General features: G+C 35.9%; 21 protein-coding genes and 1 riboswitch. Of the genes, 13 read left to right on the forward strand and 8 right to left on the reverse strand.

The features are described 5' to 3' along the window. Positions 1 to 38 precede the first annotated feature (38 nt). Complete coding sequence (locus WCV66_RS15755; RefSeq protein ID WP_338786020.1) at positions 39 to 1,505, forward strand: CoA-acylating methylmalonate-semialdehyde dehydrogenase; 1,467 nt, start codon at positions 39 to 41, stop codon at positions 1,503 to 1,505. Between the two features lie 21 nt (positions 1,506 to 1,526). Next, positions 1,527 to 2,882, forward strand: coding sequence for an aspartate aminotransferase family protein (locus tag WCV66_RS15760; protein ID WP_338786021.1), 1,356 nt, complete (start codon positions 1,527 to 1,529; stop codon positions 2,880 to 2,882). A 90-nt stretch (positions 2,883 to 2,972) separates the two neighbouring features. On the opposite strand, the gene dat is transcribed toward WCV66_RS15760, so the two are convergent. Continuing rightward, positions 2,973 to 3,839, reverse strand: a complete 867-nt coding sequence (gene dat / locus WCV66_RS15765) for a D-amino-acid transaminase (RefSeq protein ID WP_338786022.1) — start codon at positions 3,837 to 3,839, stop codon at positions 2,973 to 2,975. A 468-nt stretch (positions 3,840 to 4,307) separates the two neighbouring features. On the opposite strand from dat, the gene WCV66_RS15770 reads away from it, so the two are divergent. From WCV66_RS15770 to WCV66_RS15795, 6 genes are all read left to right on the forward strand, one after another. Beyond that, a complete protein-coding gene (locus WCV66_RS15770) occupies positions 4,308 to 6,062 on the forward strand; it encodes an alkaline phosphatase (RefSeq protein ID WP_338786023.1) in 1,755 nt (584 codons plus the stop codon). A 58-nt stretch (positions 6,063 to 6,120) separates the two neighbouring features. Further along, complete coding sequence (locus WCV66_RS15775) at positions 6,121 to 6,342, forward strand: twin-arginine translocase TatA/TatE family subunit (protein WP_338786024.1); 222 nt, start codon at positions 6,121 to 6,123, stop codon at positions 6,340 to 6,342. A 162-nt stretch (positions 6,343 to 6,504) separates the two neighbouring features. Next, positions 6,505 to 6,918 carry a GNAT family N-acetyltransferase gene (locus tag WCV66_RS15780; protein ID WP_338786025.1) on the forward strand — a complete coding sequence of 138 codons (414 nt, stop codon included), beginning with the start codon at positions 6,505 to 6,507 and terminating at the stop codon, positions 6,916 to 6,918. Positions 6,919 to 7,036: 118 nt separating this feature from the next. Then, positions 7,037 to 7,348: a DUF3892 domain-containing protein gene (locus tag WCV66_RS15785; protein WP_338786026.1), complete on the forward strand. Its 312-nt coding sequence runs from the start codon at positions 7,037 to 7,039 to the stop codon at positions 7,346 to 7,348. Positions 7,349 to 7,776: 428 nt separating this feature from the next. Next, positions 7,777 to 8,280, forward strand: a complete 504-nt coding sequence (locus tag WCV66_RS15790) for a DinB family protein (RefSeq protein WP_338786027.1) — start codon at positions 7,777 to 7,779, stop codon at positions 8,278 to 8,280. 344 nt (positions 8,281 to 8,624) lie between these two features. Beyond that, positions 8,625 to 8,798, forward strand: coding sequence for a DUF2187 family protein (locus WCV66_RS15795; RefSeq protein ID WP_066339346.1), 174 nt, complete (start codon positions 8,625 to 8,627; stop codon positions 8,796 to 8,798). A 206-nt stretch (positions 8,799 to 9,004) separates the two neighbouring features. On the opposite strand, the gene ilvD is transcribed toward WCV66_RS15795, so the two are convergent. From ilvD to WCV66_RS15820, 5 genes are all read right to left on the reverse strand, one after another. Continuing rightward, a complete protein-coding gene (gene ilvD, locus WCV66_RS15800; protein WP_185654112.1) occupies positions 9,005 to 10,663 on the reverse strand; it encodes a dihydroxy-acid dehydratase in 1,659 nt (552 codons plus the stop codon). A gap of 403 nt (positions 10,664 to 11,066) precedes the next feature. Continuing rightward, on the reverse strand, positions 11,067 to 11,996 hold the full coding sequence (gene glsA / locus WCV66_RS15805; protein ID WP_338786028.1) for a glutaminase A: 930 nt from the start codon (positions 11,994 to 11,996) through the stop codon (positions 11,067 to 11,069). A gap of 544 nt (positions 11,997 to 12,540) precedes the next feature. Beyond that, the gene (locus tag WCV66_RS15810; protein WP_066339340.1) at positions 12,541 to 13,785 is read right to left on the reverse strand and encodes an RbtT/DalT/CsbX family MFS transporter; all 1,245 of its coding nucleotides are present in this window, start codon (positions 13,783 to 13,785) and stop codon (positions 12,541 to 12,543) included. Positions 13,786 to 13,822: 37 nt separating this feature from the next. Next, positions 13,823 to 15,280 (reverse strand): FGGY-family carbohydrate kinase, encoded by a 1,458-nt coding sequence (locus WCV66_RS15815; RefSeq protein ID WP_338786029.1) that lies wholly within the window; start codon positions 15,278 to 15,280, stop codon positions 13,823 to 13,825. A 15-nt stretch (positions 15,281 to 15,295) separates the two neighbouring features. Then, positions 15,296 to 16,297, reverse strand: coding sequence for a 2-hydroxyacid dehydrogenase (locus tag WCV66_RS15820; RefSeq protein ID WP_338786030.1), 1,002 nt, complete (start codon positions 16,295 to 16,297; stop codon positions 15,296 to 15,298). A 129-nt stretch (positions 16,298 to 16,426) separates the two neighbouring features. Then, positions 16,427 to 16,516: riboswitch (SAM riboswitch) on the reverse strand. A 160-nt stretch (positions 16,517 to 16,676) separates the two neighbouring features. Here WCV66_RS15820 and WCV66_RS15825 point away from each other — a divergent pair. After that, on the forward strand, positions 16,677 to 18,728 hold the full coding sequence (locus WCV66_RS15825; protein ID WP_338786031.1) for a molybdopterin oxidoreductase family protein: 2,052 nt from the start codon (positions 16,677 to 16,679) through the stop codon (positions 18,726 to 18,728). A gap of 113 nt (positions 18,729 to 18,841) precedes the next feature. Here the strand turns inward: WCV66_RS15825 and ndk are convergent, their stop codons facing one another. Continuing rightward, a complete protein-coding gene (gene ndk / locus WCV66_RS15830; RefSeq protein WP_338786032.1) occupies positions 18,842 to 19,303 on the reverse strand; it encodes a nucleoside-diphosphate kinase in 462 nt (153 codons plus the stop codon). A gap of 319 nt (positions 19,304 to 19,622) precedes the next feature. After that, complete coding sequence (gene gdhA / locus WCV66_RS15835) at positions 19,623 to 21,005, reverse strand: NADP-specific glutamate dehydrogenase (RefSeq protein ID WP_338786033.1); 1,383 nt, start codon at positions 21,003 to 21,005, stop codon at positions 19,623 to 19,625. Positions 21,006 to 21,184: 179 nt separating this feature from the next. Here gdhA and WCV66_RS15840 point away from each other — a divergent pair, with 179 nt between their 5' ends. From WCV66_RS15840 to WCV66_RS15855, 4 genes are all read left to right on the forward strand, one after another. Further along, the gene (locus WCV66_RS15840; protein ID WP_338786034.1) at positions 21,185 to 22,090 is read left to right on the forward strand and encodes a LysR substrate-binding domain-containing protein; all 906 of its coding nucleotides are present in this window, start codon (positions 21,185 to 21,187) and stop codon (positions 22,088 to 22,090) included. A gap of 255 nt (positions 22,091 to 22,345) precedes the next feature. Then, positions 22,346 to 22,480, forward strand: a complete 135-nt coding sequence (locus WCV66_RS15845) for a hypothetical protein (RefSeq protein WP_338786035.1) — start codon at positions 22,346 to 22,348, stop codon at positions 22,478 to 22,480. Positions 22,481 to 22,672: 192 nt separating this feature from the next. Further along, positions 22,673 to 23,308 carry an FMN-dependent NADH-azoreductase gene (locus WCV66_RS15850; RefSeq protein ID WP_338786036.1) on the forward strand — a complete coding sequence of 212 codons (636 nt, stop codon included), beginning with the start codon at positions 22,673 to 22,675 and terminating at the stop codon, positions 23,306 to 23,308. A gap of 272 nt (positions 23,309 to 23,580) precedes the next feature. Then, complete coding sequence (locus tag WCV66_RS15855; RefSeq protein WP_066339309.1) at positions 23,581 to 23,772, forward strand: YbxH family protein; 192 nt, start codon at positions 23,581 to 23,583, stop codon at positions 23,770 to 23,772. Positions 23,773 to 24,021 lie beyond the last annotated feature (249 nt).

Raw genomic sequence — 24,021 nt, forward strand, 5'->3', positions numbered from 1 at the left:
TTAATAGAAGAATAGAACAACTTTAAGGGGGAATTAAGGTGTCTCTTACAAAAAAAAACACATCTCTTTTGAAAAATTATATCGGTGGCCAGATGGTTGATTCCATTGGTGAAAAGTCAAAACAAGTTTTAAATCCCGCAACAAATGAAACTCTTGTAAATGTCCCAATTTCAACAAAAGATGATGTAGCCAGTGCTGTAAGAGCTGCAAAAGAGGCATTTCACTCGTGGAAGAATACCCCAGTACCTAAGAGAGCTAGAATTATGTTTACCTTTCATCATTTATTAACTAACAACCATGAGAAACTAGCAAAATTAATAGTTCAAGAGAATGGAAAGGCGTATAAAGAAGCATATGGTGAGGTACAACGTGGAATTGAATGTGTTGAATTCGCAGCTGGTGCACCATCCCTAATGATGGGGGAAACACTTTCAGGAATAGCTGAGGAGATTGATTCAGAAATGTTTCGATATCCATTAGGTGTTGTTGGAGGTATTACCCCGTTTAACTTCCCGATGATGGTGCCTCTATGGATGTTTCCTCTTGCCGTTGCTTGTGGTAACACTTTTGTACTGAAACCATCTGAACGAACCCCTATCTTAGCAAATAGACTGGCGGAACTGTTTTCAGAAGCAGGTGCGCCAGCTGGTGTCCTAAATGTGGTGCATGGGGCACATGATGTAGTGAATGGGTTGCTTGAACATGAAGATATTGCAGCCATATCGTTTGTTGGGTCTCAGCCTGTCGCCAAATATGTATACGAAAGAGCTGCTGCTGAAGGGAAACGAGTTCAAGCATTGTCAGGCGCGAAAAATCATCACTTTGTTATGCCAGATGCGGATATTGAAAAAGCAGCTCAACATATCATTGCGTCAGCGTTTGGAAGTGCTGGACAGCGCTGCATGGCATGTAGTGCTGTAGTGATCATAGGTGAAAATGATGAATTTATTACAGTATTACGTCAAAAGGCAAATGAATTGATTATTGGAAGTGGAATGGATGAAGATGTTCTTTTAACACCGGTTATACGTCAAGAGCATATGGAGAAAGTCGTTGGTTACATTGAAAAAGGAATCCATGAAGGTGCTACGCTTATTCGAGATGGTCGGAAAGAAATGGATGAAATGCCTAAAGGGAATTTTATTGGCCCGACGATTTTTGATCATGTTACCCCAGAGATGACGATTGCCAAAGATGAAATTTTTGCACCTGTCTTAAGTCTTCTTCGTGCGAAAGATTTAGCGGAAGGATTAGAGCATCTTCGGAAATCTCGTTTTGGGAATGGGGCAACGATTTATACGAAGGATGCAAAAGCAATTAGACAATTCCGTGAGGATGCAGATGCTGGAATGCTTGGTATAAACGTTGGTGTTCCAGCCACAATGGCCTTCTTCCCATTTTCAGGATGGAAAAACTCCTTCTATGGTGATTTACATGTAAATGGGAAAGATGGGATTAACTTTTTTACACGTAAGAAAATGATCACATCGCGTTTTGATTTTTAAGAGAACAAAGGAGGGATAAAAATGGCACGTACAGATCAGCAGGAAATGCTATTATCTAAAGATGAAAAACATGTATGGCATTCAATGAAGCCATATAGCCCAACAAACACAATGGTAGTAACAAAGGCTGAGGGCTCATGGGTAACAGATTATGATGGAAAAAGATATATTGATGCTATGGCGGGTTTGTGGTGTGTAAATGTGGGATATGGAAGAAAAGAATTAGCAGATGCAGCATATGAACAATTAAAAGAGATGGCATATTTCCCATTAACACAAAGCCATGTAAAAGCTATTCAATTAGCGGAAAAGCTAAACGAAATGCTCGGTGAAGATTATGTTATCTTTTTCTCCAATAGTGGATCAGAAGCAAATGAAGCAGCCTTTAAAATAGCTCGACAATACCATCAACAGCGAGGTGACCATCATCGCTATAAAATTGTCGCTAGATACCGTGGCTATCACGGAAGTTCAATGGGCGCCCTAGCTGCAACTGGTCAAGCTGAACGTAAATATAAATATGAGCCTTTATCACCAGGATTTCTTCATGTGACACCACCTGATGTTTATCGTGATGAAGATGAACATATAACAAATCCACAAGAGTTAAGCTCAGTAAAAGAAGTGGATCGAATCATGACTTGGGAGCAAAGTGAAACAATAGCCGCCATGATTATGGAACCAATTATTACAGGAGGAGGAATCTTAGTACCGAATGATCATTATATGAAGGGTGTTAAAAACGTGTGTGAAAAGCACGGGGCACTTCTCATTGCTGATGAAGTTATCTGCGGATTTGGTCGTACTGGGAAACCTTTTGGCTTTATGAATTATGGGGTAAAGCCAGACATTATAACGATGGCAAAAGGCTTAACAAGTGCGTACCTGCCATTATCCGCAACAGCAGTTCGTAGAGAAATATATGAAGCATTTAATGGAGCCGAGCAATATGAATTTTTTCGTCATATTAATACATTTGGAGGAAATCCTGCAGCATGTGCATTGGCTTTAAAAAATATTGAGATTATGGAAAAAGAAAATCTCTTTGAACGATCACAAAAACTTGGTGACAAGCTATTAACTACATTAAAAGGTCGATTGAACAACCACCCATACGTTGGTCATGTCCGTGGGAAAGGCTTGTTAATTGGCATAGAACTAGTGAAGGATAAGCAAACAAAAGAACCACTTGATGTATGTAAAGTAAACGAAGTGATTAATAGCTGTAAAGCAAAGAATGTGATAATAGGTAAGAATGGCATGACCGTTGCTGGGTTTAACAATGTATTGACGCTTTCACCACCATTAACTATTGAAGAGAAAGACTTAAACTATGTAATTGAAACACTCATTAGTTCGCTGGACCAAATAAAATAGGGTTATAACAGTCAGCGAACGACGATAATTTTTAAAAGAATACTTCGCATCATTTATTCCCGGTCAGCATTGCTGAACCGGGAAAATTCATTATACAGTTTTAAAATCCAAACCACATTGTTCTTTAATCTTATCTTCAAATAAAACTTGAAGCTGTTTTGTTACAGGACCTGGTTGGCCATTCGCTATTTTTTGTTTATCAATCTCGATGATCGGCATGATCTCTGTTGTCGTTCCTGATAAGAAGACTTCATCTGCCTGTAACATTTCTTCAACCGAAAATGCTTCCTCTATTATTTCCAATCCGTTTTTACGGCTAATATCTAATAATACCTGGCGTGTAATGCCATTTAAAATTAGATTTGTCGCTGGATGTGTCTTAATTTTGCCATCTACAACAATTGAAACATTTGAAGAACTACCTTCAGTAACTGTGCCACTTCTATGTTGAAGTGCCTCAAAGCAACCTGCTTCAGATGCCTTTTGCTTTGCAAGCAGATTAGGTAGTAAGTTTAAGCTCTTGATATCACAACGAAGCCAGCGGATATCTTCCAAAGTAATTGCTGGTACCCCTTTTTCCATTGCTTCAGTAGGGCTTTGTAGTTCACGGGTATAAGCAACAAAAGACGGTACTACATCAGCACTCGGGAACAAATGGTTTCTTTGTGACACACCTCTAGTAATTTGTATGTAAATAATTCCTGAGAAAAGCTTATTTTCTTCTATCAGTTTCAAAAGCAGATTTTTCATTTCAGAAATTGAGTAAGGAACTTTAATCTGAATACTTTCAGCACTTTCAATAAGTCTTTGCAAGTGCTCTTCTCCAGTAAACAAAGATCCATTATAAACACGTATTACTTCATAAACACCGTCTCCAAATTGGTAGCCACGGTCCTCTAAATCGATATTTATTTGCGATCTTTCGGTTAACCTGCCATTAAATATTACTTTATCCATTTACTTCAACTCCTTTATGTCTTATTTTATTTTTTACACTTAAGGACGTGTCAATTAATATATTTTAGCATATTTATAGGAATAAATCCTTTGAGTATATGTACTTGTAAAAACAACTATTTACTAGAAAGGATTGGTTTACGTACTTTATAGATTAACAATTTAAGTTGAAATATTCTTTAAATTTCTATTGTTATATTTTTTTAAAGAAAATGTTAAAAAATCCAGGAATGATGGTCCTCGAATTTGTAGGGGATTTGTCACAATTTATCATAAATATAAAATTATTTTTATTTTTTCCTAGTTGTTTTCATTCAACCTTCTCATGATGATTAAAAAGTATTGGTACATATTACTCAAATATTTTTTTGAATTTCTTTTCTTCTTTACATTTATTAATAATTCATTAACAAATGATCCCTATAATAAATGTCGATTCATGATTTTATTTGAGAGGGGAAATTGATAATGACTAATAGACCGATTGACGAATTGATTGAGAAATTGACAAATGATAGTTTTGAAAAGAAGGAATTTAATCGACGTAACTTTCTTCAGGGAGCCGGGAAAATTGCGGGACTTTCGCTAGGACTTACAATCGCTCAGTCAATGGGTTTAGGTGAATCAAGGGTAAATGCTGCACCGAAATTCCAAAGCTATCCATTTACACTTGGGGTTGCCTCCGGGGACCCACTATCAGATAGTATAGTATTATGGACAAGGCTTGCTCCAGATCCACTTAATGGTGGAGGAATGCAACATCAATCAGTACCTGTTAAATGGGAAATTTCAAAAGATGAGCACTTTCGTCATATTATCAAACGAGGAACGGAAATAGCGAGAGCTGAACTAGCCCATTCAGTTCATGCAGAGGTCGATGGACTTGAACCTAACATGATCTATTATTATCGTTTTAAAACTGGTCATGAATTAAGTCCAGTAGGAAAAACAAAAACCCTTCCAACGGCAGGTGAGAACATTGCTAAAATGACATTTGCATTTGCTTCCTGTCAACAATATGAACATGGCTACTATACAGCTTATGAGCATATGGCAAAAGAAGAACTCGACCTTGTTTTTCATCTTGGAGACTATATTTATGAGTACGGCCCAAATGAATATGTTGCAGGAACGGGAAATGTACGTACACATAGCGGTCCAGAAATTATCACCCTTGAAGATTACCGAAACCGTCATGCTCAATACCGTTCTGATGCGAATTTAAAGGCAGCCCATGCTGCATTTCCATGGGTTGTAACTTGGGACGACCATGAGGTAGAAAACAATTATGCAAATGTAATCCCAGAAAAAGGTCAATCGGTTGAAGCATTTATCAAACGTCGTGCAGCAGCATACCAATCTTATTATGAACATATGCCACTCCGTAGAACATCTTTACCAAACGGAGCTGATATGCAATTATACCGAAATTTTACATATGGTAATTTAGCAGATTTCTATGTGCTTGATACGCGTCAATACCGTGATGATCAAGCAAATGGAGACGGGACGAAAGCTCATACGGAAGAATCATTGGATCCAAACCGCAGCAGTTTAGGAAAAGACCAAGAAAAATGGCTGCTAGGAAACCTAGGAAATTCAAACTCTCATTGGAATGTTTTAGCGCAACAAATTTTCTTTGCTCAAAGAAAGTTTGGCACAGATACAACGCCAACGTTTAGTATGGATTCATGGGACGGTTATCCAGCAACACGAAAGCGTATTACAGACTATGTTAACAATAAGAACATGAATAATTTAATTGTCCTGACAGGGGATGTGCATGCAAGTTGGGCAGCTAATTTAATGACTGATTATAATAATCAAAGCTCTAAAATAATTGGAGCAGAGTTTGTGGGAACTTCTATTACATCTGGTGGTAACGGAGCTGATAAAAGAGCCGATACTGACCGCATTTTAACAAGAAATCCTCATATCAAATTCTTTAACGATTATCGTGGTTATGTTCGTTGTACTGTCACACCGGAAAAATGGCAGGCTGATTACCGTGTTGTTCCATTCGTAACAGAACCGGGAGCAGACATTTCAACAAGAGCTTCATTTGTTTATGAAAGAGACGGCAAGGGATTAAAAGAAGTAGAAGCAAATGCAATTCCACAAGGTGTAAAAGTTTCTAAGGAAGTGGAAGAAGACCGCAACAAAGCGCATGGCCGTGCACATGAAAAACAAATGGAGAAAAAACGAGAAAAGGTAACCCATTAATTTGACTTATTTCCAGTTTTCATGCATTACATAAATTATATTTTAGGAGTTGATCGTATTGATTTCGAACATTGGAATCCCTGGCTTAATTTTAGTCCTTGTCATAGCGCTGATTATCTTTGGACCTTCAAAGCTTCCAGAAATTGGCCGAGCATTTGGACGTACACTAACAGAATTCAAAAGCGCGACAAAGGGATTAGTTTCAGAAGATAAAGAGGAAGAGAAAAAACCAGAGTTAAAAACGATAGCAAAGAATGAAGATAAATCAGCAGTTTCCTAATAAATCGGTAGGCGGGGCAACCCGTCTATTTTTTATGTGGAAAAAACCAAAAAAATACTTTTTAATTTAACATACTATTTTTATTTAATATTGAATTTTTATTCACTATGTTGTATAAATATAGTTATAGATAAAAAATCAAAATCTTAAAAGGTGATAATAATGAATTCATATATAACAGATAAACTTCCAACATTTGAACAATTTGTCAACCTTCATGAAGCAAGTGGGTTAATAAAAAGTAAAAAGGGATGCTATACAAGAGAACAATTATATCAAGCAGCAAATAATAGTTGGTATCATATTTCAATCTATGATCAAGACAAACTTATTGCTTTTGGTCGAATGATCTCTGATGGTGTTTATCAAGCGTTAATTTGTGATGTGATGGTTGATCCAACTTATCAAAAGCAAGGACTAGGTAAACAAATTATTGAAGAACTATTAACGAAATGCAAAGAAAGTGGCATTCAATCTATTCAACTTTTTTCAGCGAAAGGAAAACAGCACTTCTATAAAAAATTAGGCTTTGAGGAAAGAGAACTTGATGCTCCAGGTATGACACTCATTATATGAAAGCTCAGTGGAGAAAATAATTCACTGAGCTTTTTGTTTGCTTAAATAGAAGATACTGATTGTGTATTTATAGCATAAAACAAAACATTTGAGGAAATACAAATAATGAGGTGATAATATGGATCGTTTCAAGCAAGCTTATGATCAGTATCAAAATCAAACAAATGTAAACGAGATTAACGAAGAAAATGCAACAAATCGTAATCCAAATCAAGAAAAGATAATAGCAGTCCGAAAGAATGATGATGGTGATTTGATTGGCTTTCAAACAGAATCCGGGAGAGAGTTAGATTATTTAGAAGCACTATCTGAAGCAAAGGCTGGTAAACTAGCGCATGTAGATGTTTTTCATAAATATGGTCGTGATATATTGCGCAGTGAACCGGATGGAATCAAGGAAAATAACTTGAATTCGTTACCAGAGTTTTAATAAGTACTAAGCCAATTCATTTTGTTTTAAAAAAATAAATTTATTATAGAAGCAGTTCATAGATTTTTTGTGGACTGCTTTTTAGAAGTCTATCATCAGACTTAATATATGTTTTATAAAGGCTGTTTTCGCAAACTTTGTTTCTTTTAAAATAGTATTGGATTGGTTGATTGGCGCTCCAGGATGCTCGCTTTCCGTGGGGCGGGCGATGAGCCTCCTCAGCGCGAAGCGCCTGCGGGGTCTCATCTGTCCCGCTACTCCCACAGGAGTCTCGCATATCCGTTCCAATCAACCTAATCAGTTTTGTTCAAAAACAACAATCTTTTAGAAAAGAGCCTTTATAAAAGAATCGTTGTAATCTTGGTAAAAAATGCTATACTATGCACGTTAATAGAAAATTTAAAAAAACAGAACATGGAGGCAAAAATATGTATACTTCTATAACTGAATTTATCGAAGAATGGAATCAAGAGGCTGCTTTAACTCAAAAGGTATTAGATGCACTGACAGATCCTTCTCTTCAACAAGAAGTTTCACCTGATGATCGTACTTTAGGATCAATTGCCTGGCATATTGTAACTAGTACACCTGGAATGCTTATTGAGTTTGGAATTACGGTTGAAGGAATAAAAGACTCAAACAACATCCCATCCAAAGCTAAAGAAATCGCTGAGACATTTCGCAGAGTAAGTGCGGATACTAGTGACGCTATAAAGCAACAGTGGACAGACCAATCATTAAGTGAAATGAAAAATGTGTTTGGGAGAGAAATGCCTAAGGCTGTAACGCTTTCTCTACTAATCAAACATATCATTCATCATCGTGGTCAAATAACAGTTCTTATGCGACAAGCTGGCTTGAAGGTTCCGGGAGTGTATGGACCATCAAGAGAAGAATGGAGCCAAATGGGAATGGAAGCGCCTAGTATATAATAATTTCAATGAGCAAGCATGAATCAGACTGTAACTTTTTTCGGAAAGTTCAGTTGAAAGATTGAATGGACTATAATTCAACAAAATGAATAATTATGAATTAGCCGGCTTTGGTAAATACATACCTTGACGGCTATTTATTTCTTTTCATCTTGGTTAATCCCTATAGTTAGTTTTCCAAATAAACCTTTTCGCATACTGTTAAAGTTAAGTTGAAGCACAAACATTCGGTATTATTTTTAAGGGAAATCATTCCGTTTTATGAGTAAAATTACTTATAAATTAATTTAAGAAGAAAAGTATTTTTTAGTTATATTGGACATTATATAAGTCGAGGTGATTGAATGGCCATTGCAAAAATTGGCGATGTAATTTCCTTTAAAAGGGAAGGTAAGTCGATAGAAGGTGTTGTTTCTGGTATTAGGGAAAATTCCGTTATGGTTCAGTACGGTACTTCAGCAAAAGATGAACCACTTAAAACCATTGTAAATCATAAAAATTACAAAATAAAGAGTTAGAAATTTGACGAGTTGTAAAGGTTTACTTATTAATAAAATTGGACAAAAAACCTCTGATTTAACGATTAGAGATTTTTTGTCGGTTTATTTTTAGTACCTTTTCTTAAGGTATAAAATAGTAGGAGAGAGGTATAAACTTTAAAAAACAACAAAAAAACCCACCAAAAGCCTTAAATTACTTGGCTTTTGGCAGGATGCATTTTAAATTAAATTTTCATTACTCCACCAGTGTTTGCGGATGTAACTAACTTAGAGTAGCGTGCTAAATAACCTTTTTTAACTTTTGGTTCAAAGCCTTTCCAGTTAGCTCTGCGTTTTTCAAATTCTTCATCTGAAATTTCTAGTTGAATTGAACGATTATTTAAGTCCAGTTCAATAATATCACCATTTTCAACAAATGCGATCGGGCCGCCTTCTGCTGCTTCTGGAGAAATATGACCGATTGAAATACCTCTAGATGCACCTGAGAAACGTCCGTCGGTAATTAAACCTACCTTAGCTCCTAAGCCTCTTCCAACAATTTGGGAAGTAGGGGCAAGCATTTCTGGCATACCTGGTCCACCTTTAGGACCTTCATAGCGGATAACCACAACATCGCCTTCTTTAACTTCACCAGTTATAATTCCAGAAAGTGCTTCCTCTTGAGAGTCGAAACAAATCGCAGGACCTCTATGATAGCCACCAACTGCTGGGTCAACTGCACCAACTTTTATAACCGCACCATCTGGCGCTAAGTTACCAAATAATACAGCAAGTCCACCTCGCTCAGAATGTGGGTTGTCTAAAGGACGAATGACATTCTTGTCAAGAATATCTGCTCCTGCCACATTTTCTCGTAATGTTTTTCCTGTTACAGTTAGACAATCTCCATTAATAGCACCTGGCTTTTTAAGAACCTCATTAATGATGGCACTTACGCCTCCCGCATTATGAACATCCTCAATATGATAATCTGATGCTGGAGCAATTTTTGCAAGATGTGGAACACGACTTGCAATTTCATTTATACGTTCCAATGAATATTCAATTTCTGCTTCATGTGCCAATGCTAATGTGTGGAGAACAGTGTTCGTTGAACCACCCATAGCCATGTCTAAAGCAAATGCGTTATCAATCGCATCGATTGTTACGATATCACGAGGCTTAATATCCTTTTTAATAAGCTCCATTAATTGTTTAGCAGAGCGTTTAACAAATTCCTTACGTTCTGGAGCTACCGCTAAAATTGTACCATTTCCAGGAAGAGCAAGTCCTAAACCTTCTGCTAAGCAGTTCATAGAGTTTGCTGTAAACATTCCTGAACATGATCCACATGTAGGGCATGCAACTGACTCAATCTCTTTTAATCTTGCTTCATCAATTTGACCCGATTGGTATGCTCCTACACCTTCGAAAACAGAGTTTAAGTTAAGTGCATTACCAGCACTGTCTGTACCAGCTTTCATCGGTCCGCCACTTACAAAAATTGATGGAATATTCACGCGAAGTGTCGCCATCAACATTCCTGGTGTAATTTTGTCACAGTTTCCAATACAAACCATTCCATCAAACCAGTGTGCTGAAACAACTGTTTCTACAGAATCAGCAATGATTTCACGACTTGGTAACGAATATCTCATTCCGATATGTCCCATTGCGATACCATCATCAACACCAATTGTGTTCATTTCAAAAGGAACACCGCCAGCTTCACGGATTGCGTCTTTAACAATTTTACCGAACTCTTGTAAATGTACATGTCCTGGAACAATATCAATATATGAATTTACAACCGCAATAAACGGTTTGTCAAAATCGTCTTCTTTTACACCTGCAGCACGAAGTAAGCTTCTATGTGGAGCACGGTCAATTCCTTGTTTAATCATATTACTACGTTGTTCAGCCAAAATAAATCCCTCCAGTTAACAGTTACATTAAAATTCTTCAGAAAATTTTAATATTTCTTATTGTAACATTATTTCAAATATTATCAAAGATGAAAGACGATATCTTTTCTAACAAAAATTAATATAGCTAAAACTCTCGAAGCTATATAAAAAAACAGTGTTTTCCAACAAAAATTAAACGATAATAGAGAATTTAATTATATTAAAATTGTATTTGAATTTAACTATTAATCTTTTTGGTGAGGGGTTAATTATTAAGAGTAATGGAAAGTTTTTAAATCAACAATAGAAACTTGTTTATAGGAGTAATAAAATAAAAAGAGGTAGTGTTAAAAGAAATTCCCCAAGATAGTTTCTGGGGAATTTCCTAGTAAAGAGTAGTTTAAAACATACTTAGCTTATAATTTTTTGATAATAATTCTAACAATTTTATACCTGCAATACTGTTTCCTTTCTCATCTAAGGACGGACCAAAAATCCCAATACCAAATTTTCCGGGAACTGCCCCCATTATTCCACCTGAAACTCCACTTTTTGAAGGTATGCCAATTTTGATGGCAAATTCTCCTGAGGCATTATACATCCCACATGTAACCATAAACGTTTTACAAATTCGAGCGACATCTGGAGGCATTATTTGTTTGCCGCTAAGAGGATCAACTCCATCCAACGCAAAAACTAGTCCGATTCTCGCCAAATCTAATACGTTCATTTGAATAGCACACTGTTTTGTGTATAACTCCATTAATTGTTCAACATCTTCTTCAATAATATTATGTTGCTTTAAAAAATAGCATAAAGCCCGGTTCAAATGTGCTGTCTCAAATTCAGAGCGTGCTACCTCCTCACAATAGTTAATTGTTGAATCGCTTGTCAATTCGTGAATAAAGGATAAAAGACGTTGAAATCTCTCTTCAACAGAATTCCCCTTAATCAAATGAGTAACAACTAGTGCTCCTGCATTGATCATAGGATTTAAAGGTTTTGAAGGAGACATCGTTTCTAATTTTGCAATCGAATTGAAGGGGTCTCCTGTGGGCTCCATACCAACATGTTCAAATACATAATTAGAGCCTCTGTCAATCAAAACGAGGGCCAAGCAGATTACTTTTGAGATACTTTGTAGGGTAAAACGTTTTTCAATACATCCAGCTGAGATACATCGTCCGTCAGGATAATGTATGGCAATCGACAAATCATCTTGGTTAGCTTTTCCGAGTGCAGGAATATAGTCTGCAACTTTTCCGCTTTTTGCGCACTTTTTTGCTTTTGCTACTAATGTGTTTAATTCATCGCTTGATCGACAAGGCATTATCATCACCGATTATAGTATGTGCCTAAATAGTATGTTTCATTTCAAAATGATAATGATTAGGAGTAGGTGTAAAAAGGAATGATAGGTTTGTAGGTCCTAAATATACTTAATTAAATACTTTATCGAAATGGTCTTTAGTTGAATATACTTTAGGTAAAGCTAAAAATTCTTTGACGAAGGTGTAGCATCCATTTAAGTCTTTAAACAATAGAATTTTCAAGAGGTGGAAAAATGGTACTAAAAATATGTGAAGTGTGTGGCAAGATGGAAGAGCATACAGAAGAGAAATTTGATGTCTATGGTATATGTGAAGATTGTATAATCGATCGTGATCTAGAGAATTTTGTATAATGTTCTCATTGGAATTTTCTCTGTAGAATAAAGAGGAACCAACTAATAACTAGAAGAGCACCGTAAGCTAAATTTAAGATCAAGGTGATCCTTTTTATTATCTTGAATAACATTTTAACCATACAAGATCATTGCCTGATGTTATGTAATAAAAAGGCGACCCATATGAGTCGCCTTTTTGTATAAGAATTTATGAAGCAAGTGTTTTTGTTTCTTTACGCATTTCATCCTCTTCTGGTACACGAATGAATTTAACAATTACGGCACTAGCTAAATAAAGAGCTCCAAAGATCCAGACAACACCTTCAGCTCCGACGATACCGATAAATGCCCAAGCAATAGCTGGCGCAACAAATGAAGATAAACCTGCAGAAAGATTTAAAATCGACATAGCCGCTCCTTTGTCCTTACCTGCAACAGTTGGGACTAATGCACCAATTGGAACGTAACCAGCTAACAAACCGCCCCAAATAAATCCAACAATGCTAGTTACAACAATGTTTCCATTTGCGATAATTGGTGTGTAATATAGAAGGACTGTGAATATTGCACAACCAACTCCACCAAACCAGATGATTGTATTTTTCCAACCAAATTTGTCTCCAACAAAACCAAAAACTAAATTAAAAAGAATGTTCCCTAAGAAAATTGTTCCCCATAATTGTAACCAGACAGTTGTTTCAATTCCGTGTTCTGCCATATGCATCGGTAGAAACACTGGGAATCCATATGTTCCTAAACTATTGATAATTCTGACAACCCCTCCAGCAGCAACTCGAGGGTTCGACTTCACAATGGTAATTCCCTTTAAAAGCTCATTGAGTGTTTCTTTTTTGCTCGAAGTTTGTTTCTTATCAAATTTGTCTTTCGTAAGAACTAAAGCAAAAAACGCACCTAGACATACCCAGAAAATAGATGTCCATAATGTATTGATGTAACCAAATGATTTAATCGCATAACTTGAATACCAAGCGCCAAGTACCATCATTCCTGCACAATACGCAATCCAGAACCAACCCACAGCTGTACTTAATCTATTTTTAGGTGTACGGTAAATAACCCATGTTAAAAAAGAATAAGCAAAAAGAGGGTAGCCAAAACCTTTTATAAAATATGAAAATAGCATAACTGAATAATTCATTGATTCAAAACCAAATACGATAAACCCAGCTGTACCGATGATATAGAATAATAATCCCATCGACATTGTACGCTTAGCACCAAATGCTTCTAAACAAACACCCGAAAACCAAGAAGAAAGTGCTAAAGATATACCGTATACAGTAAATATTGATGCCGATTGCTGAACAGTCAAGCCGTTTTCAATTAAGAAAGGACTAAGCCAACCAGCTTCGAGGCCATCTCCCATCATAAAGAGCATGACGCCGAGAAAGCCAAAGCTTAATTTTTTAGGTATTCCAATTTTATCTAACATTCGTTTCTCTCCAAACCTTGTTTTTAGTAATGTAACTTTATTTGTTATAGGTTACATTCATTTTAGAAAAAAAATGTTGTGCTTTTTTCCACTCTTCATACATAACGTCATTGTGTTGAATATCAGGCTTAATTATATTGATTTCATCTGACAGTTTGTCAGTTAATCCTAATGTCTTGTTGCAAATAACAGTGGCACCAACAGCAGATGCTTGACTGTATCCTTGACGAATATATACGTCTTTTTGTAAGAGATTGGCTACAAATTTTGCTAAAGTTCTACTTTGAAAACCGCCGCCACATGCCCACACATATGGTAAATCGAAAGAACTTACTTCACATAATTGATCATAATGCCACCTGATTGTGCAAGCAATTTCCCATAAAGCAGAAGCGACAAAATGAGCGCGAGTTAAGTCATGTGCTAATGGAGTATTGAAAATAAATCCGCCTTTCTTTGAAGCATTCTTCTCATCAGTAAGATACATACCTAACGCTGATACACAATCAATGTTCTCGAGCTTACTCATTTCATCTTCCATTTGTTGATAACTTTCATTAGGATAGAAAATAGCTTTTAATTTTTGATAATTTAGTCCGGTAATCCCTGGATTCGTTTCAAGTAGCCATGTATTTTTTTGTGTATAAGCATTCGTCCAAGCTCTTTTTTCATGATCCACTCGATATTCATTTGTCATTTTGCAAATAGGGGTGGTTGTACCTGATACAATGACGACATCTCGATTTTCGGCAAATGTACTTTCAATTGCGAGTTGAGTATCTCCGCCACCGACAATAATCAAAACATCCTTCTTTAACCCTAACTCATTTGCGATTGTTGGTGTTATTTCACCAAGTATTGTGCCAGATGCTTTAATTTCTGGTAAAAACTTTCTAGAAATCCCAAATTGTTCACACATCACATCAGACCAATCTGTTTTTTGAACATCATATAGCAGTGATTCTGTTGCCTGGGATGGCTCATAGACTAAGACACCACTTAATTTATAAGTAATCCAGTCACTAATACTAGTAAATGTATCGATTTTATCCCATAACATAGGCTGTCGGTTCTTAAGGGCAACAAGCTTTAAAGCCGAAAACAAGGCAGAAGGTAACCTACCTGTTGTTTCAAAGATAAATTCTGGATCAGGCAATGTACGTTCCCATTCACGACCACGATTATCAATGTTTGGTAAGCCGATAAATGAGTTCCCGTCCCGATCCTGTAAGACAATCCCTTGGCGTTGACTTGTCGAGGTAATCGCCTTAATTGAAATATCAGGTGCGCTTGTGATTACTTTTTTCGCTAAAAAAATAAGTTTTCTCCAAAGTAAATCAGGTGAAAAATAACGACTATCTGGATAAAGAGATTCGGTTTCATACTGAATATCCTCTCTTTCGACAGCTATAACCTCACCTGTAGTCGCAACAATTGCTACTCTAGCATTTCCTGTGCCAATATCAAATACTAAATAACCTTGTTTTAATGTCACTTTATTCACTTCTTTCTATGACTTTACATTTAGACTTTTTTGATTATAGATTGTCGGAACGTCAAGAGTACGTTTTATATACCACTTCGTAAACGCTTGATTCATAATCGATACGTGATGATCCTCAACCTCATAACTTGCACCAGCAAGGTGGGGGGTAGCTAAAACATTTGGCAATTTGATGATTTCATAATCACTTTTATCTGGTGGTTCATGATAAAATACATCTAAAATAGCCCCACGAATTTTACCTTCTTTTAAGACATGAACAAGTGCATCTCGCTTAACGACAACTGCTCTTGACGTATTTACTAAGATTGCGTCTTCCTTCATAAGTCCTAAATAATGTTCATCTATCATTCCGATTGTTTCTTCGGTACGAGGGAGGTGAATAGATACGACATCACTAGTTGAAAAAACCTCATCCAAGGATACACGAGTATGGTTGGGATTTTGGCTTTCAACATATGGATCATAGTATTGAATGCTGCATTGAAAACTTTCAAGAACAGCTGCAATTCTCTGACCAACGGCACCGAATCCTACCATTCCAATAGTTTTTCCTGTAATCTCATTTCCTTTGAACTTTAAATATGCTTGTAAGTAGTCTCCATCCCATTTTTCCTGCTGCAACCATTCAGAGGAGGCGATTGTATGTCTATAGAAGGTAATGAGATTGCCAATGAATAATTCAGCAACTGCTTGTGCATTTCGAGCGGGGGTATAAAATACCGGAATTCCTCTTTTGGTTGCAGCTTCAACATCAACATTGGAAGGCATGCCACGACACACACCAACAAATTTCAATTCAGGTACTTCTGCAAATACATTTTCAGTCACTTTATCTAACTCAGCTATTAATCCCTCAGCCTTTGATTCTTTTAATAGAGCGATTAACTCAGCTTCGTTATAGGCTCTACCATTCTCTTTCCAACAACGATAGGTACAATCGCCAAAAAGTTCCTTTAATTTGACTAGACCTTCGTCGTTATACGGTGCTGTTACTAAGACATTCATTTTCTTCATCTCCTCTTTTTGCTTTGAAAACAACCCTTTAATTCAAAAAAATAAAAAAATCTCTTCCCAAAATGTTGGAAAGAGATGGTTATTTATTATCGTTCTCACAATAAACTATAAGGGCAGCTCTTTCTATCTTTCAAGCAATGCTTGCTGGAATTGGCACATTATGTTGCCGAGGTTTCGACGGGCCAGTCCCTCCACCTCTCTTAATAGAAATAACAAAATATTTAATTGATTAAATTGTTTATATATTTAGACAATGTATTAAATATTAAATAAAAATTATAGGTAAGTCAATCTATTTTCTAAACTTTCTAAAGATTGGTTCGATATGTTATAATTTATAAAGCAATTTTTTCATGAAAGGATACTAGTTATGCAGGAATATATAAATATAGAAGATGGTGTTGTGCCTTCAGTTTGTTCACTTGACTGTCCAGATCAATGTGGATTACTGATACACAAAAAAGAAGGAAAAATCGTTAAAATCGAAGGTGATCCTGAACATCCTGTAACAAAAGGGAATATTTGCAATAAGGTCCGAAACATGGGTGAACGAATCTATGATCAAAAGAGAATTAAGACACCCTTGAAACGTATTGGTGAAAAGGGTGAGGGGAAATTTCAGCCAATTAGCTGGCAAGAGGCAATCGAAACGATTACAAATCAATGGAAAAAACTTATCTCAGAAGAAGGATCAGAAACCATTCTTCCTTATAGTTTTTATGGGAATATGGGAAATATCAATGCAGAAGGAATGGATCGCCGGTTCTTTCACCGCTTAGGGTCAAGTCAAATTGACAGGACGATTTGTTCAGTTGCAGGTTCAAAAGGATATAAGTATACAATGGGTGGAAGTTATGGAACAGACCCAGAAGAAATGACGGAAACAAAGCTATTTATCATGTGGGGAATTAACGCTGTAAGCACGAATATGCATCAAATGATGATTGCGCAAAAGGCTAGAAAAAATGGCGCTAAAATTATCGCCATTGATGTACACAAAAATCAAACAGGGCGAATGGCAGATTGGTTTATCCCAATTCTACCAGGTACGGATGGAGCCCTAGCATTAGGGATTATGCATATTCTTTACAAAGAAAAGCTTGTTAATCTATCATTCTTAAAAGAATATACTGTTGGTTATGAAGAGCTAGAAGAACATGTTAAGAACTATGATCCACAAATGGTCTCAGATGTTACAGGTGTTGCTGTAGAAGACATTTATACATTAGCTCGGATGTACGGAGAGACCTCTCCTTCTATGATAAGAATTGGCAATGGATTACAGCATCACGATAATGGTGGAATGATTGTTAGGACAATTGCGTGTTTACCTGCATTAACAGGACAGTGGGTTGTAAAGGGTGGGGGAGCTCTGAAATCAAACTCTGCCTATTTAGCCCATAATACAAAAGCGCTGCAACGACCAGATCTTATGAAAAAGCAAACTCGAACAATAAATATGAACCAATTAGGTAAAGCGTTACTTGAAACAGAAGAGCCCATTCGCTCATTGTTCATATATGGAAGCAACCCAGCTGTTGTGACTCCAGATGCTAATAAGGTACGTGAGGGTCTTGCTCGTGAAGATTTATTCACTGTCGTTCATGACTTGTTTTTAACGGAAACAGCTATGTTTGCAGACATTGTTTTACCTGCTACATCAGCTTTTGAAAATACTGATTTTTATACGTCTTACTGGCATAACTATATCCATCTGCAGGAACCTGTCATTTCATCATTTGGAGAAAGTAAATCTAATACAGAGGTATTCAGACTTCTTGCTCAAGCAATGGGATACGATGAACAAGCATTTAAGGATTCAGATGAAGAATTAATTCAACAAGCTCTAAACAATTTATCGAACCCTTATTTACCAGACAAATGCCATGAAAAATTAAAAATAGATCGCTATCTGAAAGCAAGTACAAGTGATTTATTGAAAAATTTAAACACACCAAGTGGTAAGATTGAGTTGTTTTCTAAAAAAATGGAATTAGATGGTTACCCCGGACTCCCAACCTATATTCCTTTATTAGAAGAGACAGATTTTCCTTTTCAATATGTACCTGGACCAAATCATAATTTTTTAAATTCAACCTTTTCAAATAATGAGAAACATATCAAACTTGAAAAAGCACCAAAATTATTTATGAATCAACATGATGCGGATAAACGAGGTATTGAAGATGGAACAGTTGTCCGAATTTGGAATGATCGTGGAGAATGTGAGCTCTCAGTTTCTGTAGGCAATCAAGTTTTACCAGGAGTAGTCGTAAGTCAAGGCCTTTGGTCAGACATCACGGGTAAAAAACATTTGGTCAATTCCTTAACTCCAGATCGAGTTTCCGATATGGGCGGGGGTGCTACATTTTTTTCAGGCCGGGTAAATGTAGAAGTAATTAATCAGAAGGAAATGGTTTAAAACCTGTTTTTTCTATATATTACCGTTTTTTTCATAAAGAATGTCTTTAGTTGGCTAACTCTAACAAGTGGTCAACTAAAGACATTATAACAATAACTTTTCCAAGTCTTAATTCAAACTGATTTACGTTCGTCAAAAGGAAAATCTTTATTTAGAGAACGGATTGATAACGGGTCAAAGAAGTTTGCGATTTCTCGTTCTGCACTTAAAAGAGAATCAGAGCCATGAATCACATTTTCCGCTTTGGAATATGCAAAATCACCACGAATTGTACCAGGTAATGCTTCTAAAGGACTTGTTTTTCCAATCATGCTTCGAGAAACTTCAATAATATTTTCGCCTTCCCAAACCATTGCAAAAACAGAGTCTGATGTAATAAATTCTACCAACTCACCAAAAAATGGTTTATCTTGAAGCTCCATATAATGATATTCAGCTTTTTCACGACTTATAGTCATAAGCTCTGCATTTAACAATGTGAACCCCTTTTGCTCAAAACGTTTAATAATTTCACCAATTAAACCTCGCTTTACACCATCAGGCTTCACCATAATAAACGTACGCTGTATCGGCATAATCATCACCTCTTAATAATGAAATAAATTAGTATACTAGTGTAGTTTTTAAATCTTGTAGTATACATTATGTCAATTTTTCTCATTTATATAACAGGTTGCTAGAAAAAAGTAGTTATGCTTAAATTGATTCAATAAGTGTATGAGCAAGTGGAGAGGGGATAATCGTAAAGTAGTATTAAACTAGAGGATAGTTTAAATTGCAGAAAAAGGCTATTCATATTACATGAAAAATTAAAAGCTAGGAGGACATGTCCTCCTAGCTTACTTAAGATTTCTAATTATATCCGTTGAAAAAATAAACAAATTCTTAGAGAAATTAAATAATTCCTTGAGCAATCATAGCATCTGCAACTTTAACAAAACCAGCAATATTAGCACCAACGACTAGATTTCCAGGTGCACCATACTCTTGAGCTGCTTTCATGCTTTCGTTGTAAATGTTTTTCATGATATCATGTAATTTGGCGTCGACTTCCTCAAACGTCCAAGCTAATCTTGCACTGTTTTGAGCCATTTCTAATGCCGAAACTGAAACGCCACCTGCATTTGCTGCTTTTGCTGGTGCAAATAAAACCTTATTTTTCAAGAAAATCTCGACTGCTTCTAGTGTAGAAGGCATGTTTGCACCTTCACCGATCGCTTTCACACCATTAGAAACTAATAGCTCAGCTGAATGTGCATCTATTTCATTTTGTGTTGCACAAGGTAGGGCGATATCACATGGAATCGTCCAGATCCCCGAACATCCTTCAACATAATGCGCTTCTGGATGTTCGTTTACATATTCACTTATTCTTTTGTTTTCTACTTCTTTTAAGCGTTTTACTGTTGAAAGGTCTATGCCATTCTTGTCATATACATAACCAGTTGAGTCACTACATGCTAATACCTTAGCACCTAATTGCATCGCTTTTTCAATAGCATAAATGGAAACATTACCTGAACCTGATACAACTACCGTACTTCCTTTGAAGCTTAAGTTTTGATCCTTTAACATTTCTTCTACAAAGTAGACTGTTCCATATCCAGTTGCTTCTGTTCGTGCTAAGCTTCCGCCGTAACCAAGGCCTTTACCTGTTAATACGCCAGCTTCGAAGCCGCCACGCATTTTTTTATATTGTCCAAACATATAGCCAATTTCTCTAGCTCCTACACCGATATCACCAGCTGGAACATCGATATCAGGACCGATATACTTGCTAAGTTCAGACATGAAGCTTTGTGTAAAGCGCATGATTTCCGCATCTGATTTTCCCTTAGGATCAAAATCAGCTCCGCCTTTTCCGCCGCCAATTGGTTGACCAGTTAAAGAGTTTTTATAAATTTGCTCAAAGCCTAAAAATTTAATAATACTTGCATTTACAGAAGGGTGAAATCTTAAACCTCCCTTATATGGACCGATAGCACTGTTAAATTGGACACGGAATCCTCGGTTAACTTGCACATTTCCTTGATCATCAACCCATGGAACTCTAAATGAGATGACTCTTTCAGGCTCAACAATTCTTTCAAGAATAGCTTGCTTGATGTAGTGAGGATTTTTAGCGAGAACAGGAACTAAAGAATCAAAAACTTCTTTAACCGCTTGATGAAACTCACTTTCATGTGGATTACGCTTTTTTACAGTTGCGTAAACTTGTTCGACATACTCTTTCACATTATCTGTAAATGATTGCTCTATTTTCTCGATTGTTTTCATCCTTTTCATTCTCCTATGAGTCAATATTAAATAAAAATGATCATATTGACTGAAATATTTTAATTTTTATTAGATTTACTGTTAAGCTGTATTTTATAATCAAATAATAATCCAATCAATATAAAGAAACGATAAAGTTAATGCGTTTTATGCATGAATGAAAATCAGGGGGAACAACAATGGAAATTAGACAGATAAGGTATTTTATGGAAGTTGCAATGCGAGAACATGTAACAGAAGCAGCAGACTCTCTGCATGTGGCACAATCCTCTGTGAGTAGACAGATATTTAATTTAGAAAGCGAATTAGGCGTTGACCTGTTTATTAGAGAAGGAAGAAGAGTAAAATTAACTCCAATTGGAAAAGTATTTTTAGAGCGGATGAAACATGCAATGAATGTGATTGATGATGCGACACGTGAAGTAGAAGAGTATTTAGATCCAGAAAAAGGGACGATTCGAATAGCTTTTCCGATTAGTTTGGCAGCACATACGTTACCTACTGTGATTTATGCTTTTCGTATGCACTATCCAGAAGCGAAATTTAAACTGAAGCAAGCTCTGTATCAAGACTTAATAGATGGAGTGGTGAAAGGGGATTTTAACCTTGCATTAATTGGTCCATTGCCAATGGATGAGAAGAAGATTAAGCGGAAAATATTATTCACGGAAAATATTGTTGCTCTCTTGCCAATTCATCATCCACTTGCAAACAGGTCGACTATAAAGTTGCGCGAACTTAAGGATGACCCTTTTTGTTTACTCCAAAACGGCACTGTTTTTCGTGAAATTGTTATTAATGCATGTGCCGAACTAGGCTTCTCACCACATGTTGCTTTTGAAGGGGACGATATTGATGCGTTGAAAGGATTAGTCTCTGCGGGACTTGGGGTAGCACTAATGCCAGAAGTCACTTTAGTTGATAACATCCCACGCTCAACCGTAAAAATTCCATTAATCGAACCAAATGTAACGAGAAGTGTGGGAGTCATCACCCCTAAACAACGTGTATTACTTCCTACAGAAGAATTATTTTACAATTTTGTACAAGAATTTTTTGCTAGATTAGATCATTTTAAAAATTAATTCTTTATTTTAGAATAATTAATTTATTTTTTGGATTCCTTCAAGGCTTTTTGAAGTATTCCATAGATGGTCTGGAGAATTTATGATGAAATTCGAACCTAATAGCAAATAGGAGAATGGGTAGAAAAATAGAAGCTATTTACTATCCTGTATGAATAAGAAATATTTTTTAGAATTCTCAAAATAAATCTTGTTAATGGGAATAAATAACTAGTAATATAATGTATATACTACTATTGACGGAGGTGAATTTACATGGAAAGTAAACCACTACATTATGATGGAAGTATTCAAAACGTTGATGTAATTGAAAGTGAAGTAAGAGAAGCATTTGAATTAACTGATGAAATGAGAAAAAATATAAGTGGGAATCCTTATATTAGTAACTAAATGAATAAATACTACATAAAAAGGGATGATACTTTAACTAGTACATCCTTTTTTTTATATGCAGTTAGGTTTGTTTGAATTCTTATATAAATTTAGCTCGAATTAAATATATGTTAAGTGAAGATAAAGTATATATTCTAATTTAACTACACAAAATAGGGTGAACAATTTTAGAAAGAAAGGGAGTACAAAATGACAAAAATATTGTACATAACAGCTCATCCCCATGATGACACACAGTCTTACAGTATGGCTGTAGGAAAAGCTTTTATCGATGCTTACAAAGAAGCAAACCCAAACGATGAGATTGTGAATGTTGATCTCTATAAAGAAAATATCCCTCAAATTGATGTCGATGTTTTTAGTGGTTGGGGTAAACTTCAATCTGGAAAGGGATTTGAAGAGCTTTCATCAGATGAGAAAGCAAAAGTAAGTAGACTCTCAGAACTATGTGAACAATTTATTTCAGCTGATAAATATGTTTTTGTAACACCTTTGTGGAATTTTTCTTTTCCACCAGTAATGAAAGCGTATATAGATTCAGTATCGGTGGCTGGCAAAACATTTAAATATACAGACCAAGGACCAGTTGGTCTTTTAACTGATAAAAAGGCTTTACATATACAGGCTCGTGGAGGAATTTATTCAGAAGGACCTGCAGCTCAAATGGAAATGGGTCACCGCTATTTAAATATTATCATGCAATTCTACGGAGTACCTTCATTTGAAGGCTTATTTGTTGAAGGTCATGCTGCAATGCCTGACAAAGCAGAAGAAATTAAAGCAAACGCAATTGCACGAGCTAAAGATATTGCTCATACTTTTTAAGAATGACTAACGGAGCCAACAATTGTTGGCTTTATTTATTGATGTTATTGATGGAGATCATATCCAGAAGATTTTCATTATTAGAAATCCAGATAAATTAAAGCATTTAAGGGAATAGGCCATAACCTCTAAAATCAACTTAATTCTTGTATAAAAGTTATTATCCCGATTATTTCTGAAACATAATAATTATTTGCATTATAAAGTTTTATAAGTACATTCGTGAAATAGTAATGGTGAACAATATTTAGAGTTAAGGAGTTGTTTAAGAAATGGGTGCAGTGGAACGGAATGGCTATAGGTTTGAGCCCGAGTATAGTGTCATTAACCAAAAAGGAGCTATTCATGTATATAACAAAGGAGAATTTCTAGAAGAAATAAAATTCACCTTTTCGGGAGAATTTCCTCAGCTTGAGCAAATTGAACAGCTAATTGATACCTACTGTGATCAACGGGAGATATAAATTTAGGTTAAAACTTTTTTTAAAATATTATCTATAAGTACTAGAATTAATCGAAGGAGATGTGTCTTCTTCGATTACACGGATTAGGATGAAAAACAAAGTAAACAGGTAATATAATAAGATAAACACATATTTTATACGCTTACAATAAATATGTTTTCGCTAACATGAATGTTGTTTCCGTTTTCAGTGACTTTGTATTTTTTAGACAACACATACATAATGAAAGGAAAAGCTGAAGAGGGACGA

Origin of the sequence: Metabacillus rhizosphaerae (genome assembly GCF_037201795.1) — a bacterium.
GTDB lineage: Bacteria > Bacillota > Bacilli > Bacillales > Bacillaceae > Metabacillus > Metabacillus rhizosphaerae.

Excerpts from the sequence above, each read along its gene's own strand:
- WCV66_RS15760 (WP_338786021.1), top strand. The coding sequence starts at position 1,527 with ATGGCACGTACAGATCAGCAGGAAATGCTATTATCTAAAGATGAAAAA.
- dat (WP_338786022.1), bottom strand. The coding sequence starts at position 3,839 with ATGGATAAAGTAATATTTAATGGCAGGTTAACCGAAAGATCGCAAATA.
- WCV66_RS15770 (WP_338786023.1), top strand. The coding sequence starts at position 4,308 with ATGACTAATAGACCGATTGACGAATTGATTGAGAAATTGACAAATGAT.
- WCV66_RS15780 (WP_338786025.1), top strand. The coding sequence starts at position 6,505 with ATGAATTCATATATAACAGATAAACTTCCAACATTTGAACAATTTGTC.
- WCV66_RS15785 (WP_338786026.1), top strand. The coding sequence starts at position 7,037 with ATGGATCGTTTCAAGCAAGCTTATGATCAGTATCAAAATCAAACAAAT.
- WCV66_RS15790 (WP_338786027.1), top strand. The coding sequence starts at position 7,777 with ATGTATACTTCTATAACTGAATTTATCGAAGAATGGAATCAAGAGGCT.
- WCV66_RS15795 (WP_066339346.1), top strand. The coding sequence starts at position 8,625 with ATGGCCATTGCAAAAATTGGCGATGTAATTTCCTTTAAAAGGGAAGGT.
- ilvD (WP_185654112.1), bottom strand. The coding sequence starts at position 10,663 with ATGATTAAACAAGGAATTGACCGTGCTCCACATAGAAGCTTACTTCGT.
- glsA (WP_338786028.1), bottom strand. The coding sequence starts at position 11,996 with ATGCCTTGTCGATCAAGCGATGAATTAAACACATTAGTAGCAAAAGCA.
- WCV66_RS15810 (WP_066339340.1), bottom strand. The coding sequence starts at position 13,785 with ATGTTAGATAAAATTGGAATACCTAAAAAATTAAGCTTTGGCTTTCTC.
- WCV66_RS15820 (WP_338786030.1), bottom strand. The coding sequence starts at position 16,297 with ATGAATGTCTTAGTAACAGCACCGTATAACGACGAAGGTCTAGTCAAA.
- WCV66_RS15825 (WP_338786031.1), top strand. The coding sequence starts at position 16,677 with ATGCAGGAATATATAAATATAGAAGATGGTGTTGTGCCTTCAGTTTGT.
- ndk (WP_338786032.1), bottom strand. The coding sequence starts at position 19,303 with ATGCCGATACAGCGTACGTTTATTATGGTGAAGCCTGATGGTGTAAAG.
- gdhA (WP_338786033.1), bottom strand. The coding sequence starts at position 21,005 with ATGAAAACAATCGAGAAAATAGAGCAATCATTTACAGATAATGTGAAA.
- WCV66_RS15840 (WP_338786034.1), top strand. The coding sequence starts at position 21,185 with ATGGAAATTAGACAGATAAGGTATTTTATGGAAGTTGCAATGCGAGAA.
- WCV66_RS15845 (WP_338786035.1), top strand. The coding sequence starts at position 22,346 with ATGGAAAGTAAACCACTACATTATGATGGAAGTATTCAAAACGTTGAT.
- WCV66_RS15850 (WP_338786036.1), top strand. The coding sequence starts at position 22,673 with ATGACAAAAATATTGTACATAACAGCTCATCCCCATGATGACACACAG.
- WCV66_RS15855 (WP_066339309.1), top strand. The coding sequence starts at position 23,581 with ATGGGTGCAGTGGAACGGAATGGCTATAGGTTTGAGCCCGAGTATAGT.